Origin of the sequence: Acetobacter sp. P1H12_c (genome assembly GCF_018811975.1) — a bacterium.
Lineage (GTDB): Bacteria > Pseudomonadota > Alphaproteobacteria > Acetobacterales > Acetobacteraceae > Acetobacter > Acetobacter persici.
The window spans coordinates 31,369-50,112 of sequence record NZ_JACRVR010000012.1 but is presented as its reverse complement, the minus strand read 5'-3'; the positions used below and the strand labels follow the sequence as shown (position 1 = coordinate 50,112).

Here is an 18,744-nt window from a genome sequence, read left to right as displayed (position 1 = left end):
CAGGCAATGTGGCGGCCTGCACGTTAGAATGTATCTTTCTCCCGCCGTAATCTGGCGAGGGTTGGCACGTCCGGGGCGCGCAGGAACGGGTTTGTGGCGCGTTCTTCTCCAAGAGTGGAGGGCACCGTAGCCTGACCCGCCGCGCGCAGACGTTTGACTTCAGCAATGCGGGCTTTCAGGTCTGCGTTGTCCGGCTCTGCGTGGAGGGCGAAGGCGCAGTTGCCTTCAGTATATTCATGGCCGCAGCAGACAAGGGTTTCATCCGGCAGCGGGGCAAAGCGCTTGAGGCTTGTAAAAAGCTGCTCTGCCGTGCCTTCAAACAGGCGGCCACACCCCAGACTGAACAGTGTATCCCCGCAGAAGAGAGTTGGCGGGTCTGCAAAATAATAGCTGATATGGCCCAGCGTATGTCCCGGCACGGCCAGCACCCGGCCTTCAGACTGCCCAACAGCCAGTGTGTCCTTGTCATGCAGCGGGATGTCCAGCGCAGGCATGCGCGTCTGTTCCGATGCCGGGCCGGCCACGCGGGCATTATAGCGGACGCGGAGGGCATCCGTGCCGCCCACATGGTCGGCATGGTGATGCGTCAGCAGAATAAGATCCAGCCTGCCGCCGGTTTCCTCCAGAACAGCCTCAATCGGGGCGGCTTCTCCGGGGTCTACAATGGCGGTGCAGCCGGTGGCTGTGTCCCGCAGGAGCCAGCTATAATTGTCTGACAAAACCGGAATGGCGCGGGTTTGAAGAGACATGCGGCAACTCTCCCTGAAGAGCGTTTGAAAAGAGGCGGGCTGTAGAAACATCTGGTACGGCTGGCGCGAGGAAACCTGTCAGCCTGCCGTGCGCAACGGCAGCGCGGGACAGGGATATCGCAGAACAAGGATATCATGGTACACATCAGCGATGCATAAGGCCATTCCTCCCTCGGCAGATGCCTTTTATCAAACCCATGAGGGCCAGACCTGTGCTGCCCTGCTGCGTGAGCGCCTGCACTGGTTCTGGCCGGATCTGCGCGGCCAACGTGTGCTGGGGCTTGGCTATGCCGGGCCATATCTGGCTGCATGGCGGGGGCGGGGCGCGCTCTGTATTTCCGCCCGGACACCGGAGCACCGGCCTGACTTTTCCAGTAATGCCGATTTTTCTCCACATTCTGCCAGCGCGTCGGCTCCTGAACCCTTCCGGGAGAAAGCCCCGGAGCGTGAGTGCCTTGTGGACCCGTATGCCCTGCCGTTTGATGATGGGACGTTTGATCGCATTGTGCTGGTGCATGCGTGCCGGGAGGCGGATCAGATGGTGCCTCTGCTGCGGGCTGCTGGCCGGGTGCTGAAGGATGACGGGCGGATGCTGCTGATTCTGCCCAGTAAGCTCGGCGGGCGGTTCCGGCAGAAAGAGACGCCGTTCGTTCAGGATGTTGCCTGTTCCCGCACCAGCCTGCGCACCACGCTCGGCCATGCCATGCTGTTCCCTGAGCGGCGGGATGAAGCCCTGTTTCTGCCGGCCCGGCAGGCCTGCGCGAGTGTGCGGCGTGGCCGCCGTTCGGACATTGCGGGTAAAGTCCTCTCACCGGGACTGGGGAGCCTGATGCTGGTTGAGGCGGTCAAAGATCTGTTTTCCGGGACAGCCTTGCCGGTACAGGCACGCCGCCCCTGGTTGAGGAAAATACTTTGCCCCTCGGAAGAGGTCTCGGCACAGAACGGCGACACGCCCCCTAAAAACGCCACATACAGGCCGGAGATATAACGGGAAATCTCTGGCGGATGGCCTTGCCTTCCGGGCCGGGCGTTGCCACAAAACCGCGCTCATGGTGTTATCCGCCGGTCTTTAAATTACGTCTGGAGCCAGAGTTCCATTTTCACGTCTTTTGTTCTGTGCAGTTTGTTCGTGCTGTTTGTGGTGGCGGGGGTTCTGGCAGTGGTGCCGGACCGTCTGCTACGGCAGTGCGCGCCCTGGCGATCTGAAATTCTGGCCGGGGTCTGGGGCGGCCTTGGCCTGCTGGCGCTGGTAGGGGCTGTGTGCAGGCTGGAAGGCGGCGTGAGCTGGTTCCCGGTGTTTGGTATGGATGGACCGGCTTTGCCCATGCTGGTGCTGCTGGCCTTTACCGGCGGCCTGATGGGAACGGGGCAGCGTGGTCTGGCCTGTGCGCTGACCGGACTGGCGTTTTTAGCACTGTCTCCTCTGGTGTTCGGGCTTCTGGCCGGGACAGCGCTGGTGCTGCTGGCGGACCGGGGGCGGCAGGGTGTGTGCCTGCCTTTTGCGGTGATCCCCGCCTGTATCCCGGCCGATAGCCCACTTTCTCCCCCTGCATTATGTCTGATGGTTCTGCTGCTGGGCTGGGCGGTGTCCTCGCAGAAAGGCCCTGAGGCTGTTCTCCCTGCCGGGATTGGTCTGTTCCTGCTCGGGCGTCTGCTGGCGGAAGTGGGTGTTCTGCCCCCGGTGCAGCAGGGCTTGCTGATTGTCAGTGGCGGGGCGGTCGCACTCTGGGGCGCTGTGCAGGCTGTGCGGAGCCCGGTGGCCAGCGGTATTCTGGCCGGTGTGGCCAGCGCGGGCTATGGCGGGCTGGTGGTGATGCTGACACTGGCTCTGGCGGCCTCTGTCAAAGGCGGTGAACTGTTTCGCACCGCAACACTTCTGGCAACAGGCGCACCGTTTTTGGCTCTGTTGGCGGCTCTCTGGCTTGCGCGGCAGGAAGGGGGGCTGTTCAGCCCCGGCAGTGCCGTGGCGCAGGCCCGTGGCGCACGGGGCGCTCTGGGCGCAAGCCTTCTTCTGCTCTCTGCGGTGCCACCGCTCGGGGGCTTTTCGGTTTTTTGGTGCCTGCTGAGCGCGGGTGAAGTTGCGGCGGCCCATACGCATCCCGCACAGGCTTTGTGTCTGTTGCTGGTTCTGGCCGGGGCGGCCTGCATTATGGCGCTGGGCACGGTGGGGTTGCTGCGGGTGGGGTTTGCTGCATTTGTGCGGCAGAAGCCTGCTTCTGGCAGGTCTGTAAAGCAGAGCGCTGGTCCGGTGGGCGAGGCTCCGTCTCTCAGCAGTATTCTTCTGCTTCCGGCATGGATCTGCGTTGGGTGTGCGGCGCTTGTCACGGTGCTGCCCGGTGGCTGGCTGGCGCTGGTGGATCATCTGTTTGCCGGGAATACGCCGCGCGATTTTAGCTGGAAAATCCTGGCCCATGTGCAGTTTGCCGGGTCGGATCTTTCTTTAACGCCTGTATATGCTCTGCTGGCTCTGGGCGTGTGTGGTGCCGGGGCCGCCGGGCTGGGGCGGGTGTTTAAGGTGTTCCCGCTGCGTCCGGCTATTTTAGGTGCCGCAGTCTGGCGGGACGGCGCGCCTTATGTGGCGACTTCGGAGCAGGAGGAGGTGGCGGCAGAACCCTCCAGTGTGCCGATGCCTGCTGTCTGGTCCGCTCTGGGGATGCTGCTGGGCGCAGACGGGCAGACGCCGTCCAGCTGGCCGGTGGTTGAGAAAACGGGGGCCGGGGCGCGTTATCTTCAGGCTGTGCTGTTCAGAACCGTGGCATGGTGTGAGGCGCAGGGCATGGTTCTTATCCTGCTGTTTCTGGGGGCCGGGCTTCTGCTGGGGCTGTTTGCTGCAAAATGACACATGATCTCACATGGGGCTGGTCTTTTGCGTGCCTGCTGGCTCTGGCGTTGCAAACTGTTCTGGTTGTTCTGGCTGCACCGTTCTTTACCGGGTGGGTCAACCGTCTGGCAGGCCGCCTCACGGGTGAACGCCGCTTTCCCGCTGGGGGACGCTGGCAGGAAATTCATCATCAGTTCCGCAGGGCGGGCCTGCGGCAGCGTGGGGACGGGCTGAGCAGTCTGGCGTGCCGGGGCGCTCTGGTTCTGGCCGTGTTTGCCGCCTGCATGACGCCAGTTTTCACACTGGTTCCGGCCGGGTTTCCAGCGCCGGGTTTCTTTTTGCTGTGTGCTGCGCTGATCGGGGCCTCGCTGTTGCTGGGCCTGCCGCTGGTGGTGCAGGGCGGCGCGTCCTCTCTGGCGGGCTGTGCGGCTTTGCTGGCGGAGGGGTTGCTTTTGCCCGCACTTGTGCCGGTTCTGGTCATGGCGGGCGGGCAGGATTTCTCGGTTTTTCTGGGGCATCTGCGTCAGCTTTCCCCTGTGGCGGAGGGTGCTCCTTTTGTGCTGATGGGTGTCGCGCTCTTTGTGGTGACGGCATGGAAAGGTCAGCAGGCGGGGGAAGAAATGCCCTGCCTGCTTTCCGGCGCGGACCGGGCGTTATGGATGCTGGCGACGGATTGTGTGCAACTGGTCTGGATCACGCTGGCCGGAGATGTGGCGTGGGCGGGCAGCCTTGCCCTGCCCGGTGAAAGCAGCGTGGAGCCGTGGCTTGCGCAATGCCTCGCGGGAGGGGCGTTGTGGGTGGCAAAGCTGAGCGTTGCGGCCCTTTTACTGGCGGGCACGCAGCTTATGGTGCTGGCGTTCCCGCGCCGGGCGCGGGTGCGTCTGGCTGCGGTGTTTCTGCTGGGGCTTCTGGCGTGGCAGGTGGCGTCTCCGGCGCAGTCCGGCGCGCAGGTGCAGGATAAAACCGCCTCTGCGCAGGAGGATCAGGACTCTGCCTGGCGGACTGAGGACGCAACACCATGACGCTGGCTGTTATTCTCGCGCCGCTGCTGGCGCTCTGTGTTGTGGCCCGCGGGATGGGCTTTCTGCCAGCGCTGGGTGTGGTGACGGCGGTAGCCATGCTGGTGGACGCGCAAGGTCCGTTGCAGGAGTTTGGGGCGGCCTGTGTGGTGCTGTTGTCTGTGCTGCCGGTCTGGTTTGTCAGCCGGTATCAGGATGATGGCGCGCGGGAGCGTACCGGCCCGGTCGTGCCGTTTCTCGCACTGGGGCTGATGGTTATTCTGCAACTGACAACCGGCACGCCCGCCGCCATGGGTGAGGCTGCGCCGGGGCATGCCGGAGCAGCGTATCTGCCTGCTGGGCTTTGTGTGGCACTGGCGGGGTTGGTGGCCGTGACCTGCCGTCAGGCCATGGTCTGGCAGTGGGCTGGGCTGCTGGTATGTGTGGATGGCGTCATGCTGTCCGGCGTGATTGAAAATCAGGTCATGGTGGTGGGGGTCACCGCACTGGCGGGCTGTGTGGTGGCGCTGCTGGGCGGCATGTGCGTGCATCGCGTGATGCTGCGGGTTGCCGTGGCGCCTGCACAAAGCGGGACCGGGGCAGACCGCCCGTCCGCCCGAGCCAGCGGGTTTGAGGTAGGGGATGTGGATGCGCCCGGCCCGGAACCGCGCGGGCTGGGCCCGGAAGCTGTGGTGGCGCCCCGCATCTGGACCGAGGCCGAAGCCGCTGCTGAGGATGAAGACCCTCTGCCCAGGCCTGCCCGAGCAGACCGGAAGGCAGCCTCTCCCCAGGCAATAAAAGAGTCACATGCCGCCCCACCGGCCACAGCGCGGCCACAGAGCGTGCAAGAGAGTGTGCCAGAGGCCGTAACAAAGAGCAGCGCAGTTCTGGATGCAGAGGCTGCGTTTGCCGGCCCTGATGCTGCCCCTGAAGAGGCGCAGGATGGAGAGCATACGCAGTCCATCAGCCCCGAACCGTACGCCGAATCAGCAGAACGGGCCGAAGCAGAGGCAGGTCTGTTGAAAGCGGCTTCTCCGGGTGAGGAAGCGGATGAACCGAAGGAGGCCACAAAGCCCGACAGGCCTGTCGCGGACCAGTCTGAAAAAACGGCTGGAACAGCCGCTTCAGACACTGTGCCTGAGCCTGAAGCCGGGTCTGAGCAACCAGAGTCCGGCCCTGTGCCGCGCACGCCGGAGATGATTGCGCGGGACGTCTGGTTGAGAGGCTACCTGACCGAGCGCGGGAGGGACGCATGACCGTTCCTGTTTTTCTGGCCGCTCTGGCCTTTGCATGGCCCTTGCTGGGGGCAGCTTTTGTCATGGTGGCCCCCACGCCGCGCAGCCGCGAGATTGCCATCTGGATGGCCGGGGCTGGGTGCGCGCTGGCTGTGGCGGTGTTCCTGTTCCCCGCGACCAGCGCCGCCGCTGAAGGATGGGATGATGATCCGGTCCAGCGGGCCGGGCGGGTGATGCTGGCGTTTGGCCTGCTGCTGACGGTGATGGAAAACGGCACCGTGCAGGATCGCCTGTTGCGGGGGCTGCCGCATATTTCCACGGCTCTGACGGGACTTGCCTGTGTCACGCCGGACCCGATTATCGGGCTTGGGATTCTGGAGGCCGCACTGGCGTATGGCGTATTTGTGTTCAGCCGCCCAGCCGGACAGGCGCGGGCGGGCTGGGCGCTGGTGCGCACCGGGTCTGTCGGGATTTTTCTTATTCTGTCGGGTCTGCTGTTGCCTTCAGGCTCCGCACCGGCAGGGCTGATGATGGCGTGCGGGCTTGTCATGCTCGCGGGGCTCACCCCCTTCGGGCAGTCCTGGCGTGAGGAAAATGACACCTATCTCTTTCTGCCATTTGCCGGGGCGGCCCTGCTGCTCTCCATGCGGATGCGCGCGCATGGAGGGGAAGCGTTTGAAACGGCTCTGGTTGCGGCAGGTCTTGCCTCTGTCTGGCTGACGGCCTGTGCTGGCCGGTCTGATGAAGGGCAGCGCCTGTTCCGTACGTTTCCCTCAGCTCTGGCGCTGATTGCGGTGGGAGCCGGGGCGGATGTGGCGGCCCTGCTGTTTCTGTGCGGCTGGTGTCTGGCCGGGGGCAACCGGTTTGGTCGCGCATGGGCGGCGCGGGCGCTGGCCTGTTTTCCGCCGGGTGCGCCGTTTGTGGGCTGCCTGCTGCTGCTGTCCATGCTGAGTGACTGGTCATGGAGTATCACGGTGCTGACGGTTGCCGGGATTTTGTGCGCGGTGGTGCGCTCGGTGCCGGTGGAAGGGTTCACGCAGGATCTCTGGCCTGACGATGCCGCGGGCCGGGTCGCGTGTTCCGTGCTGGTGCTGACCGGGTTTCTGGTGCCGCTGGCCATGATGCTGGGAGCGTTCTGATGGATGCTGTAAGCCTGATCTACGCTGGCAAGGAGACGGAAACCCCCTGGCGTTTCCGGCTGGATGAATTTGGCTGGCGGGACATGGTCACGGCTCTTGGGCAGGATACGCTGCCTTTTGCCGGGCTGTGGTGTGACGGAACGGATGTGCATGCGCTGTTCATGCCCTCTCCCACCCAGCCGCTGGCCGCCACGCTGGCGCTGGAAGACGGGCGTTATCCAGCCCTTTCCCCCGCCCGGCCTGTCTCTGCTGTGTATGAGCGCATGGCGTATGACCTGTATGGGGCGGAAGCCATGTGGGCGGTGGATGTGTGTCCACTGGTGGATCATGATGTCTGGTCCGCCACGGCCCCGCTTGCGGCTGCCCCCGGCCCGGCGGGCGGGCATAAAGGGCAGATCAGTTTTCAGCCGTCAGAGGCGTTGCTGGCGGCGGGTGGTGTTATGGCTGGCGCAGGGCCTGCGACGGGCCGGATGGAGACGCCCCTGCATGTGGCGATGGCCGTTTCTGGTGACACCATCCGGGCGGCGGAAACCGTATCCGGCTACGCGCATCGGGGGCTGGCCGCGCGCTGGCGGAACAGTCGGCTGGAGGAGGCCTGCCGTCTGAGCGGGCGTGTGGCCGCAGGCTGTTCTGTTGCGCATCAGGCGGCGTTCTGTCAGGCGGTTGAGGCCGCCTGCGGCAGTAAACTGGGGCCGGAAGCCTCTCTGATCCGCGTGGTGCTGCTGGAACTGGAGCGGATTTTGCTGCATCTGCACACGCTGGCCGGGCTGGCGCGCGGGGCAGGGGCGCTGGTGGTGGCCTCCCGCTGCGCGTGGTTCCGTGAAAAAATTCTGGCGCAATCCGCCCCGGTTATCGGGTCACGCCTGCTGATGGACCATTGCGTGCCCGGCGGGACCAGCCTGCGGGAGGCGACCGCTCTGGGCGATCTGTGCACCAGTCTGGCAAAGCTGGGGGAAGAAATTTATCCGGGTCTGGCAACCCTCTGGCGGACATATCCCGCACTTTCCGTCCGTCTGAGCGGGGTAGGTCCGGTCGCCCCTGCTCTGCTGGATCGGGTTGGGCTGGACGGCCCGGTTGCGCGGGCCAGTGGCCGGGATTGTGACGGGCGGCGCACTCAGCGTGCCTATCACGCCCTCTGGCGGCTGACGGCCGGGCGGCAGGGTGGCACGGCGGAAGATCGTGCCCTGATCCTGCTGGATGAAGTGGGTGAGAGCCTGCGGATGCTGGGCGAGGCTGGGCCCCGGCTGGGGCTGACAGCGGGTGGCCGGGTAGACCTGAGCGTTGAAGATGGAGAAGGGCTGGGCATGACGGAAGGCCCGTGGGGCACCGTCCATTACTGGGTGCGTCTACAGGCGGGCAGGGKGGCGCAGGTGTTTGTCCATGACCCGGCCCCCGCGGCCCTCATGGTGTTTGAGGCCGCTTTGCCGGGGCAGGATCTGGCCGATCTGCCTCTTTTACGCCAGTCCCTCGGGGTGAACGCAGCAGCACTTGATGGCTAGAGAACAGGACAGAAAGGGTGTGCAATCATGGGGCTGATCCGCGCAGTATTTGATGCCGCGTTCCGGCAGGGTGGGTCACGCCTCAAGCCTGTCGGGCCGCGCTGGCCGCTGCTGCTGTTCCATGTGGATACGGGCGGCTGTGGTGGCTGTGGTATGGAATTACAGGCTCTGGCGGCTGGCCCGTATGATATGCAAGGTGCGGGGTTTGGTTTTGTGCCGTCCCCGGCATCAGCAGATGTGCTACTGGTGACTGGCCCGCTGACGCGCACCATGGCACCCGTGCTGGAAGCCGCATGGCAGGCCATGCCAAAGCCCAAAGGGCTGATTTGTGTGGGTGGGTGCGCCGTGGATGGCGGCATTTTTCCGGAAAACTATGCGGTTCTGGGCGGTCTGGACCGTAAGGCTACGGTAGACCTGCATATTCCGGGCTGCCCGCCGTCCCCCCAGCAGGTGCTGGACGGACTCTGTTCCCTGTTCGGGCAGCGGGCGCAGCCTGCTCAGAACAGTCAGGCTGCGGGGTCTTCCTCAACATCTTCCTGAAGATCTTCCGCTGCTTTTTTCAGCTTGAGGAAGCTCAGATGGCTCATGGGCAGCAGGATCATATAGATCACACCTGCCGCAGCCAGAGCGGCCCACGGGTCTGCCACCAGCACGGCGGTATAAGCGCCTGTGCCCAGCATGACCGGCAGTACATATTGCGCGGGAACCTTGAAGTTCTTGAAGGACCAGACCCGCAGCGTTGAGACAAGCAAAAATGCCGTGCTGATCAGCGTAAAAGCAGGCAGCCAGGGCAGCCGGGTTAGCCGGTAGAGCCAGTCTATATCCAGCTTTTGCGCTTCCAGCCCCAGAAAGAGCGGGAAGAGTGCCAGTCCGGCCCCGGCGGGAGCGGGGACGCCGGTAAAGAAGTTGCTGGCGTATTTCGGCTTTTCTTCCTCCCCATCCAGCGTCGCGTTAAAGCGGGCCAGACGTAGCGCCATACAGACTGTAAACATCAGGCACGGCAGAAAGGCGTAGCGCCCGCCATCCTGCAACGCCCAGAAAAACAGCAGGAAGGAAGGCGCAACCCCAAAGCAGACAAAATCTGAAAGGCTGTCAAACTCCGCCCCAAACCGGGTTGAGCCCCGCAGCAGGCGCGCAATGCGCCCGTCCAGACCATCAATAAAGGCAGAGAGCAGCAGCGCCACCCCGGCAGCCTGAAAGCGCCCTTCCACAGCAAAGCGCATGCCTGTCAGACCGGAACACAGCCCCAGCATGGTGAGGATGTTAGGGATCAGCCGGTTGAAGGACGGGCCACGGATTTTGGTCCGTACCCGTTTGCGCAGCCGTTTGCGACGCAACCCGCGCGCGGAAAGCGGAGCCTGAGGCGGAGGCGCAGCCGGAAGCTGCGGTGTGGTCTGCGGGTCTGTCACGGGATCAGAGGCGCGCCATCACGGTTTCACCACCCACCATGGTCTGACCGACGGATACCAGCGGTTCCACGCCCGGCGGCAGATACAGGTCTGTGCGGGAGCCAAAGCGGATCAGCCCGAAGCGTTCCCCGGCTTCCATTTTCGTGCCTTCAGACACGCTGCACACAATGCGGCGGGCAATCAGGCCGGCAATCTGCACCACGGCAATCATCCGGCCATCCGGCAGGGTCAGGCTGAGGGCATTACGCTCGTTCAGTTCAGACGCCTTATCAAGGCTGGCGTTCAGAAACTGGCCGGGGTGATAGGCAATGCGTGTCACTGTGCCAGCAGCAGGCATGCGGTTGATATGCACATCCAGCACCGAAAGGAATGTGGCAATGCGCCAGACCGGGGCGGTGCCCATGCCCAGTTCGGCCGGGGGAGCAATCTTTTCAACGGAGACAACGCGGCCATCCGCCGGGGCGACAGCAACATCGCTGCGGGCCGGGGTTGTGCGTTCCGGGTCCCGGAAGAAATACAGGCAGAAGCCAAAAAACAGACCGCTGGCCGTGCCTGCATGGCGCAGCAGCGGGCAGGAGAACTTTTTACCCAGAAACCGGGTGATCAGCGTTGTCGCACCAGAGGCCAGCAGGAAGGGTTTTGCTTCCGGGTGGGGTGGTGCGAGAACCAGCTTGAAAGAGTCGATCAGGGACATAGGTGGGTCCTCATACAAAAGGCCGGAGTGTGGGAAGAAAACAGGGGAGCGTGCCAGACGTTCCCCTGCGCCGGAGACGGATCAGACCAGACCGGCCAGAGTTTCCCGCACGGCAGCAAAAGCGGCATCGGCGGCACCGGCGTCCGGGCCACCGGCCTGCGCCATATCGCGCCGCCCGCCGCCACCTTTGCCGCCCATGGCAACGCTGGCGGCGCGGACAAGGGCGACCGCGTCCACTTTTTCAGTCAGAGCCGGGGCCACGGCAGCCACAACGCTGCCTTTGCCATCAGCGGTGGAAATCAGCACCACCACATCCGCATTGCCCTGTTTGAGGATGGTTTCCGCCAGCCCCTTGAGTTCACGCGGGGCGGTTTCCCCCACATTGCGGGTCGCCAGACGGGCAGCCCCCACCTGTTCCACACCGGCGGATTCAACAGACCCAGCGGCCAGCTTGCGCTGAAGGGCAGAAATCTGCCGTTCCATAGCGCGACGTTCTTCCAGCAGCAGAGCAAGGCGTTCCGGGGCTTCCGCCACGCCAACTTTCAGCATCGCGGCCATCTGCGTCAGGCGCTGCTCACTGGCGATGGAAAGTGCTTCCGCCGCCGTGCCAGCCACGGCTTCAATACGCCGCACACCTGCGGAGACACCGCTTTCAGACGTGATGCGGAAATGGCCGATATCCCCGGTGCGGTCTACATGCGTGCCGCCGCAGAGCTCCAGAGACCACGCGGCCTTGTTTTCATCCGGGCCACCCATGGAGACAACACGGACTTCATCCCCGTATTTCTCGCCAAACAGGGCCATAGCCCCTTCTTCCACGGCCTGTTCCGGCGTCATGGAGCGGGTCACGACTTTTGAGTTCTCACGCACCCGGCGGTTCACTTCGGCTTCAATCTCCGCCAGTTCCTCCGGCGTAATCGGGCGGGGCTGGCTGACGTCAAAGCGCAGACGGTCCGGGCTGTTCAGGCTGCCCTTCTGGGCAACATGGTCACCAAGTTTACGGCGCAGGGCTTCATGCAGCAGATGCGTTGCGGAATGGTGCGCGCGGATGGCGGAGCGGCGGTCATGATCCACTGTGGCTGTTACGGCCTGACCGGGGCGGAGAGTGCCCTCTGTCACGGTGCCGTAATGCACAATCAGATCGCCCGCTTTTTTCTGCGTGTCTGTAATGGCAACGCGCAGGCCGGAAGCCGTCAGGAAGCCGGTATCCCCGGCCTGACCGCCGCTTTCTCCATAGAAAGACGTCTGGTTGAGCAGCACGGCAACTTCCGTGCCCACACCGGCTTCCTTGATAAAGCTGTTGCTGGCGATAACGGCCTGAACCTCACCATCAGCCTGTTCCGTGGTGTAGCCGAGGAATTCGGAGGCCCCGAACTTATCCCGTGCTTCAAACCAGACGGTTTCCATCGCGGTGTCACCAGAACCAACCCATGCGGCACGGGCGCGCTGGCGCTGCTCGTTCATGGCGCTGTCAAACCCGGCGACGTCTACGGTGTGGCCGCTGCCGCGCAGGGCATCCTGCGTGAGGTCCAGCGGGAAGCCGAACGTGTCATACAGGCGGAACGCAACATCACCCGGCAGAGCCGCACCGCTGGTCAGTTTGGACGTTTCTTCTTCCAGCAGCCCCAGACCACGGTCCAGCATGGCTTTGAAGCGTTCTTCCTCATTGCGCATGGTCTCACGGATCAGGGCTTCACCCTGCACCAGTTCCGGATACGCGCCACCCATCTGCTGGATAAGTGCGGGGAGCAGTTTGTAGAAAACCGGCTCCTTGGTGCCCATCATATGCAGGTGGCGCATGGCCCGGCGCATGATGCGACGCAGGACGTACCCACGGCCATCCTTGGAGGGCAGAACGCCATCGGCAATCAGGAAGGCGGCAGAACGCAGATGGTCGGCCACAACGCGGTGGCTGGATTTGAAGGGGCCATCAGCCGCCTGATGCGTCACCTCGGCAGAGGCCTGAATCAGGGCGATAAACGTGTCGGTATCATAGTTGTCGCGCTTGCCCTGCATGATGGCGGCAAAGCGTTCCAGTCCCATGCCGGTATCAATGGACGGGCGCGGCAGCGGGGAGCGCACACCCGGCGGGTCTTCAAAAAACTGCATGAAGACCAGATTCCAGATCTCGACAAACCGGTCCCCGTCTTCATCCGGGGAGCCGGGCGGGCCACCGGGAACGTCCGGACCGTGATCATAGAAAATTTCAGAACAGGGGCCGCAGGGGCCGGTATCGCCCATCCGCCAGAAATTGTCTGACGTGGGGATGCGGATAATCCGGCTATCGTCCAGCCCCGCAATGGAGCGCCACAGGCCAGCGGCTTCTTCATCTTCCGAATAGACGGTGACGAGCAGCTTTTCCTTGGGCAGGGCGAAGTTGCGGGTAATGAGTGTCCAGGCCAGCTCAATCGCTTCGGGTTTGAAATAATCCCCGAAGGAGAAATTGCCCATCATCTCAAAAAAGGTGTGATGGCGGGCTGTGTAGCCCACGTTATCCAGATCGTTATGCTTGCCGCCAGCCCGAACGACCTTCTGCGCGGTGGTTGCGCGGGAGTAGGGGCGGGTTTCCTGCCCGGTAAAGACGTTCTTGAACTGCACCATGCCCGCATTGGTGAACAGCAGGGTGGGGTCATTGCGCGGCACCAGTGACGATGAGGGCACGATCTGATGCCCTTGTCCGGCAAAATACTCCAGAAAGGTGGTGCGGATATCGTTTGTTGTGAGCATGGCGTGAGGCAGACGGTCCTGAAACTGGTTGGGCGCGTGATCTCCCTTACCAGCACGCTTCTGCGGAGAATTCCGGAAGGGGCTGACGCAGGAAAAGTCCTCACGGCCAGGCAAAAAGCGGAAAAGCTTCTTTAACCCGCTGCCAGATGTAGCGCACACGGCGCGGCTCTGAAAGGGGTTAGCACGCGGGGCGGGGTGAAGAGCGCGTTATGGCTCCGGGCTGGGGTTTTTGGGTGACGCAGGAAAAGCGATGGCGCTTTCCGCCAGATCCTGCACGGAGGCTGGGGGCTTTTCCCGGAAAACCATTTTCTGACTGAGGTTGAAGTTGGCGAACATGCCTGCCAGAGAGCCTGCGGCCAGCGCCAGAACCGGATGCGCAACGCACAGCGGCACCGTGTAGAACAGGGTGTAAACCGTGCCGCGGTTGAGCAGAAACCCAAGGCTGTTGGCCAGCAGGAACCGCAGCCATTGCAGCACCGGATGATCATGTTGCCCGGCGCCTTTGAATGTCCAGAGACGGTTGAGCATCCAGTTGAGGGTCGCTGCCACAAAATAGGCCACGAGCGTTGCGGCCGTCAGCCCGATAAGGGGGCGTAGCGCATAGACTGTGCCCGAATCCCAGACCAGACCAAGCCCGCCGACCGTGGCGAATTTGAACAGGCGCAGGAGCTTGGCGTGGGAAGCATCTGGGGCAACAGGCGCTATGGTGTCAGGCCGGGGCGGAGCAGGGGATGGGGAGGGAGACACGCGACAGAATTCCTCAGGCGAGGCAGGGAAACGGAGCAAAAAAAAAGGGGCACCCGAAGGTACCCCTTTTTCCGATCACAAGGAACCGGTCGATTAGTGGAGGATGATTTCCACGCGACGGTTCTGAGGCTCACGGGTGTTCGGGCCGGTCGGCACCAGCGGCTTGGATTCACCATAGCCGTGGATGTCGATCGCGGTGGCCGGCACGCCGTCACGGATCAGTTCAGCCTTCACGCTGTTAGCACGACGCAGGGACAGGCCCAGGTTGTACTTTTCACCGCGCGGACCCGGGTGAGCAGCGGAGTTATCGGTGTAGCCGTTAACTTCGATGCGGGTCGTCTGAACGTGGGTGGAAGCCTGAGCAGCTTCTGCCACGATCTGGCGAGCACGAGACGTCAGGACAGACTTATCCCAGTCGAAGAACACCAGGTAGGAGCGAGCCGGCAGCGGAGCCGGAGCTGCTACAACCGGAGCCGGCGGCGGCGGCGGCGGAGCCGTATCGAACGCATAACGCAGGCCCAGGATGAACTGGTGGTTGAAGCGGTGATCGAAGTTCGTGTTGCCACGACCACGGTTACCGTTTGCATAGGAAGCGGTAGACGTGAAAGCACCGTCAGAGAAGGAGCCCGGCTGACCGATCATGCGGTATTCCGTGGTGACCTGGAAGCCCGGGATGCCCGTGTCGTATGCAGCACCGACGATGCCCTGGTAAGCGAAGCCACCGTTCGTGCCACCCAGACGGCTGACGTTGCCGTTGCTGAAGTTGGTGGTCGTCGGGTTGTAATGCTGCCACAGGTAACCTGCACCAACACCAACAAACGGGGTGACGGGTGCATCGATACCGAACTGCTTCAGGTCGATGTCATACAGCACGTTGATGAAACCGCCGTAGGACTGGTCGCTGCCACGGGTGCTGCCCGGAACCTTCGTGCCACCCTGGTGGTTGATCTGGGAGTAGTTGTATACCCCTTCGATCTCAGCGCGCAGGCCGTTGCCGAAGCCCCAGCCGAATGCACCGAAGCCGGTGAAGCCGTCATGGTGACGGAACTGAGAAGCAGAGGTGTTCTGAGCACTGTCAGCACCGCCGGCAAAACCGGAAGTGTGAGCGTGCTGGTTCTGCACCAGGTTGTAACCACCGCCCAGATCAACATAAGGGCCTGTGATCGTGGTGGCGAATGCGGCCGCCGGAGCCGCTGCCATCAATGTCGTTGCGAGTAACGCCGTGCGGAGACGCATTTTTTCGTCCTCAATTATTTTCATCTGTTCGACTCTGCCGCCAACCATTCAGCGGTCAGTGCCAGCAAGATGCCTAAAGCCGTATAAAACGATCGGTTCCCAAATAGAAACCCGCAGCTTCGTGCTCTTGGTGATTAGAAGCCATAACCGTGTTTTATTTGCAACAGTTCATTTCGGTACCCAAAAATTCTTCTGCTGCCTTTTCAACTATTCAGCTCAAGACTGCTTGCATTCAACATTGCCAGTTGCAAATGCCGCGCCTGTCTCCGGCCTGAATAAGGCGGAATTGCGGCGGGGTGTTACAGGCCGGACATCCCCACCGCATAAATGGCGGTTTTCTAGGCTTTGCAGCCATCTTCAATCAGAACATCCCGTACCATTTCGGCCGGTACATCCCTGCTGGTAAAGGCTTTTCCGATTCCGTGCGCGAGCACAAAAGACAGGCGCCCGTCCTGCATTTTCTTGTCCCGCTGCATATGGGCCATCAGGTCTGCTGCGCGGAAGCAGTATGGCAGGTCACCAATACTTGCAGGCATTTTGAGCGCGCGCAGATGCGCTTCAACCCGCGCCAGATCTTCCGGCGCGCAGACCCCCAGTTTTACCGAGAGCGCAAAGGCTAGTTTCAGCCCGATGGAAACGCCCTCTCCATGCAGCAGGCGGCCATCGTACCCCAGCTCGGCCTCCAGCGCGTGCCCGAAGGTATGGCCGAGGTTGAGCAGGGCCCGGCCACCGCTGGCCTGAGCCTCCCGTTCATCCGCCGCGACAACCCGTGCCTTGAAGGCGCAGGCCTGCCGCACGGCTTCCGTCAGCGTGTCCGGGTCTGCGGCAAGGACGGAGTCTCCGTTTTTCTCACACCATGCGAACAGTTCCGGGTCCCCGATCAGGCCGGATTTCACAATTTCCGCATACCCGGCAATCAGTTCACGCTGAGGCAGCGTGCTGAGAGCGGAGACGTCCGCCAGAACGCAAAGGGGCTGATGAAACGCACCGAGCAGATTCTTGCCCCAGCGCGTGTTGATGCCGGTTTTGCCCCCCACGGACGAATCTACCTGAGAGAGCAACGTGGTCGGGATCTGTACAAAAGGCAGGCCACGCAGGGTGGAGGCCGCAACAAACCCCGCAAGATCCCCCACCACGCCGCCGCCCAGCGCGATGATGGTGGTGCGGCGTTCCACGCCGTCTTCCAGAATCGCATCAACCAGATGTTCGTAGGTTTTCAGGCTCTTTGACTGTTCTCCGGGCGGGACGGTCAGGGCACGGAAGGCAATGCCGGTCTCCCGCAGGGAGTCTTCCAGCGCGGGCAGATAGAGGGCGGCCACAGTCTCATCTGTAATAATGATGACTTTCTTCTGCGGCAGCACCGGCGCCAGCAGGGCACCGGCCCGGCTGATCAGATTGGTGCCGATCACCACATCATAGGCGGCATGATCAAGGGCAACGGGCAGGCGCACCGGCCTGCGGGAGAGCGCCAGACTTTCAATCACTCTCGTCGTACTGTGGTCCACGTTGTGGTCTCCGCAATCAACAATCACATCGGCTTCGGCGTAGATGGGGTGGCGGATCGTCATGAGGCGCGCCAGCACATCCCGTGGAGAAGCTTCATTTAAAAGGGGACGATGCGTCCGGCCCTGCACGCGGCGCAGCAGCACCGGCAGCGGGCAGCGCAGCCAGACGGACATGGCGCGGGCACGCACCAGGGCGCGGGTGCTGGCGTTCATAAACGCGCCGCCTCCGGTGGCCAGCACCATTGGGGGGCCTTCCAGCAGGCGGCGAATCACGCGCCGTTCTCCATCACGGAAGGCGGCCTCACCATACAGGCGGAACACATCGGCAATGGAGCAGCCAGCGGCGCGCTCAATTTCTACGTCAGCATCAACAAAGGGGAGGCCGAGGCGCGTCGCGAGGCGCCGGCCAATGGTGGTTTTGCCGGCGCCCATCAGACCAACGAGCACAATGCTGCGTCCGGACGGCAGGAGGCTGGTTGCAGGCCAGCGCCCCACTCTTTCCAGATCAAGGGGAAGCGGTGGACTTTCCGCAGCGTCGGGGGGTGGGTACGAGATACGTGATGACATGAAACGCAGCTTACCATAGAGCAGAGAGAACGTACCTATTCTGTTGTTATGGAGCCAAAACATATGAACCGCACGGTTCTTCTGGTTGCTGCCGCTATTTTTGTTGCTGTTGTTGGGGGCTTTACGGCCCTTGGTGTGTCCGGGCACCCGCCCGTGCCGCAGGCTGTGCATAAGGATATTGCCCTTGCCGCAGCACCTGTTGCCGCTCCGGCGGCGGCTCTGGTGCCGGCAGGCCCCGCCGGTGCTGCGGTCACGCCGGTTGGTCAGACGGCTCCTGCGGCTGGTGCCGCTCCGGCTGTGCAGGCTCCCTCCGCTGCGGCTCTGGTGCCCGCAGGTCCCAGCGGTCCGGTGGTGACAAGCCCGGCAGCTCCGGTTTCCGCTCCTGCCGCCCCTGCTGCTGCTCCGGCCGCAGCCCCTACGCCTGTTCCGGCATCCCCCGCGCATCCGTGAAAGCGGACGCCCGCGGCACAGACCTGTTTCTGGAAATGTTGGCGGCTGAACGGGCCGCCGCCCCCAACACGCTGGCTGCGTATACGGCGGATCTGACTAGCTGTGAGGAGTCGCTCGCGGCCCGTGGCGAGTCTCTTCTGAATGCGACGGCCGCCGGACTTGCGGACTGGATGGCGGATATGGGTCGCAGCGGGCAGTCCCGCCGGACCGTGGCCCGCAGACTGTCCTGTATCAGGCAGTTCTATCTGTTTCTGCTGAGGGAAGGGATGCGGCAGGATAACCCTGCGGCGCATCTCGATGCACCCCGGCCCGAGGCGTCTTTGCCGCATTTTCTCTCCGAATCGGAGGTTATCGCGCTCATTGACGCCTGCGCTGTCTCCCGCGACGCATCGGAGGCAAAGCAGCGGCGCGGGCTTGTCGCCCGGGCCGCGCTGGAACTGCTTTATGCGTCCGGCCTGCGCATTTCAGAATTGCTTGCTCTGCCTAGAGATGCTTTGGCCGGTGAGCGGCAGATGCTCGTGGTGCGCGGGAAGGGTGGTCGCGAGCGGCTCGTGCCGCTATCCGACAGTGCGCGGGAGGCCGCGCAGGCCTTGCACGCGCTGGATGCGCAAAAGGGCAGCCCGTATCTGTTTCCGGGGCGAGACCCCAAAAGACCGCTCACACGGCAGGCGTTTGACAAAATATTGTATGAGGTCGGTTTGCAGGCCGGGCTGGACCCTGCGCGCCTTTCTCCCCACGTGCTGCGTCATTCCTTTGCGACACACCTGCTGGCGCATGGGGCGGACCTGCGGGCCTTGCAGATGCTGCTCGGCCACGCGGATATCGCCACCACACAGATCTACACGCATGTGCAGACCGAGCGGCTGAAACAGGTCGTGGAGTCTTATCATCCGCTAGCGTCAGAACAGGCCGGGCGGACCGAAAAAACAGGTTAAACGACACGCCATGCACGAAGTGGCTTGGTTTTA

General features: G+C 63.1%; 16 protein-coding genes. 9 read left to right on the top strand and 7 right to left on the bottom strand.

Annotated features, from left to right (window positions below; all coding sequences use genetic code 11):
* Nucleotides 1-23: 23 nt before the first annotated feature.
* Nucleotides 24-749, bottom strand: a complete 726-nt coding sequence (gene gloB, locus KP699_RS08495; RefSeq protein WP_215762287.1) for a hydroxyacylglutathione hydrolase — start codon at nucleotides 747-749, stop codon at nucleotides 24-26.
* A gap of 151 nt (nucleotides 750-900) precedes the next feature.
* Here gloB and KP699_RS08490 point away from each other — a divergent pair, with 151 nt between their 5' ends.
* Genes KP699_RS08490 through KP699_RS08460 form a run of 7 tightly spaced genes read left to right on the top strand, consistent with a single transcriptional unit; the run spans nucleotide 901 to nucleotide 8,981 of the window.
* Nucleotides 901-1,737 carry a class I SAM-dependent methyltransferase gene (locus KP699_RS08490; RefSeq protein WP_215762286.1) on the top strand — a complete coding sequence of 279 codons (837 nt, stop codon included), beginning with the start codon at nucleotides 901-903 and terminating at the stop codon, nucleotides 1,735-1,737.
* Nucleotides 1,738-1,779: 42 nt separating this feature from the next.
* On the top strand, nucleotides 1,780-3,588 hold the full coding sequence (locus tag KP699_RS08485) for a hypothetical protein (protein ID WP_252346886.1): 1,809 nt from the start codon (nucleotides 1,780-1,782) through the stop codon (nucleotides 3,586-3,588).
* A complete protein-coding gene (locus KP699_RS08480) occupies nucleotides 3,585-4,592 on the top strand; it encodes a hypothetical protein (protein WP_215762285.1) in 1,008 nt (335 codons plus the stop codon). The genes KP699_RS08485 and KP699_RS08480 overlap by 4 nt, the downstream gene beginning before the upstream one ends.
* A complete protein-coding gene (locus tag KP699_RS08475; RefSeq protein WP_215762284.1) occupies nucleotides 4,589-5,824 on the top strand; it encodes a hypothetical protein in 1,236 nt (411 codons plus the stop codon). Before KP699_RS08480 ends, KP699_RS08475 begins: the two co-directional genes overlap by 4 nt.
* On the top strand, nucleotides 5,821-6,942 hold the full coding sequence (locus KP699_RS08470; protein ID WP_215762283.1) for a hypothetical protein: 1,122 nt from the start codon (nucleotides 5,821-5,823) through the stop codon (nucleotides 6,940-6,942). The genes KP699_RS08475 and KP699_RS08470 overlap by 4 nt, the downstream gene beginning before the upstream one ends.
* A complete protein-coding gene (locus KP699_RS08465; RefSeq protein ID WP_215762282.1) occupies nucleotides 6,942-8,441 on the top strand; it encodes an NADH-quinone oxidoreductase subunit D in 1,500 nt (499 codons plus the stop codon). Before KP699_RS08470 ends, KP699_RS08465 begins: the two co-directional genes overlap by 1 nt.
* Nucleotides 8,442-8,468: 27 nt before the next feature.
* Nucleotides 8,469-8,981 carry an NADH-quinone oxidoreductase subunit B family protein gene (locus KP699_RS08460; RefSeq protein WP_215762281.1) on the top strand — a complete coding sequence of 171 codons (513 nt, stop codon included), beginning with the start codon at nucleotides 8,469-8,471 and terminating at the stop codon, nucleotides 8,979-8,981.
* On the opposite strand, the gene KP699_RS08455 is transcribed toward KP699_RS08460, so the two are convergent.
* The 6 genes from KP699_RS08455 to aroB form a co-directional block, all read right to left on the bottom strand.
* Nucleotides 8,948-9,850 carry a phosphatidylcholine/phosphatidylserine synthase gene (locus tag KP699_RS08455; protein WP_025829181.1) on the bottom strand — a complete coding sequence of 301 codons (903 nt, stop codon included), beginning with the start codon at nucleotides 9,848-9,850 and terminating at the stop codon, nucleotides 8,948-8,950. The two genes, KP699_RS08460 and KP699_RS08455, sit on opposite strands and share 34 nt — an antisense overlap.
* A 4-nt stretch (nucleotides 9,851-9,854) precedes the next feature.
* Complete coding sequence (locus KP699_RS08450; RefSeq protein ID WP_215762280.1) at nucleotides 9,855-10,544, bottom strand: phosphatidylserine decarboxylase; 690 nt, start codon at nucleotides 10,542-10,544, stop codon at nucleotides 9,855-9,857.
* An 81-nt stretch (nucleotides 10,545-10,625) separates the two neighbouring features.
* Nucleotides 10,626-13,271, bottom strand: a complete 2,646-nt coding sequence (gene alaS, locus KP699_RS08445; RefSeq protein WP_215762307.1) for an alanine--tRNA ligase — start codon at nucleotides 13,269-13,271, stop codon at nucleotides 10,626-10,628.
* A 207-nt stretch (nucleotides 13,272-13,478) separates the two neighbouring features.
* Nucleotides 13,479-13,976, bottom strand: a complete 498-nt coding sequence (locus tag KP699_RS08440) for a GtrA family protein (protein WP_215762306.1) — start codon at nucleotides 13,974-13,976, stop codon at nucleotides 13,479-13,481.
* A 135-nt stretch (nucleotides 13,977-14,111) separates the two neighbouring features.
* Nucleotides 14,112-15,254 (bottom strand): OmpA family protein, encoded by a 1,143-nt coding sequence (locus KP699_RS08435; RefSeq protein ID WP_077931642.1) that lies wholly within the window; start codon nucleotides 15,252-15,254, stop codon nucleotides 14,112-14,114.
* Between the two features lie 338 nt (nucleotides 15,255-15,592).
* Nucleotides 15,593-17,326: a 3-dehydroquinate synthase gene (gene aroB, locus KP699_RS08430; RefSeq protein WP_215762279.1), complete on the bottom strand. Its 1,734-nt coding sequence runs from the start codon at nucleotides 17,324-17,326 to the stop codon at nucleotides 15,593-15,595.
* Between the two features lie 63 nt (nucleotides 17,327-17,389).
* On the opposite strand from aroB, the gene KP699_RS08425 reads away from it, so the two are divergent.
* Both KP699_RS08425 and KP699_RS08420 read left to right on the top strand, forming a co-directional pair.
* Nucleotides 17,390-17,776 carry a hypothetical protein gene (locus KP699_RS08425; protein ID WP_215762278.1) on the top strand — a complete coding sequence of 129 codons (387 nt, stop codon included), beginning with the start codon at nucleotides 17,390-17,392 and terminating at the stop codon, nucleotides 17,774-17,776.
* Nucleotides 17,773-18,711 carry a site-specific tyrosine recombinase XerD gene (locus KP699_RS08420; RefSeq protein WP_308164900.1) on the top strand — a complete coding sequence of 313 codons (939 nt, stop codon included), beginning with the start codon at nucleotides 17,773-17,775 and terminating at the stop codon, nucleotides 18,709-18,711. Before KP699_RS08425 ends, KP699_RS08420 begins: the two co-directional genes overlap by 4 nt.
* The last annotated feature ends 33 nt before the right edge of the window (nucleotides 18,712-18,744 follow it).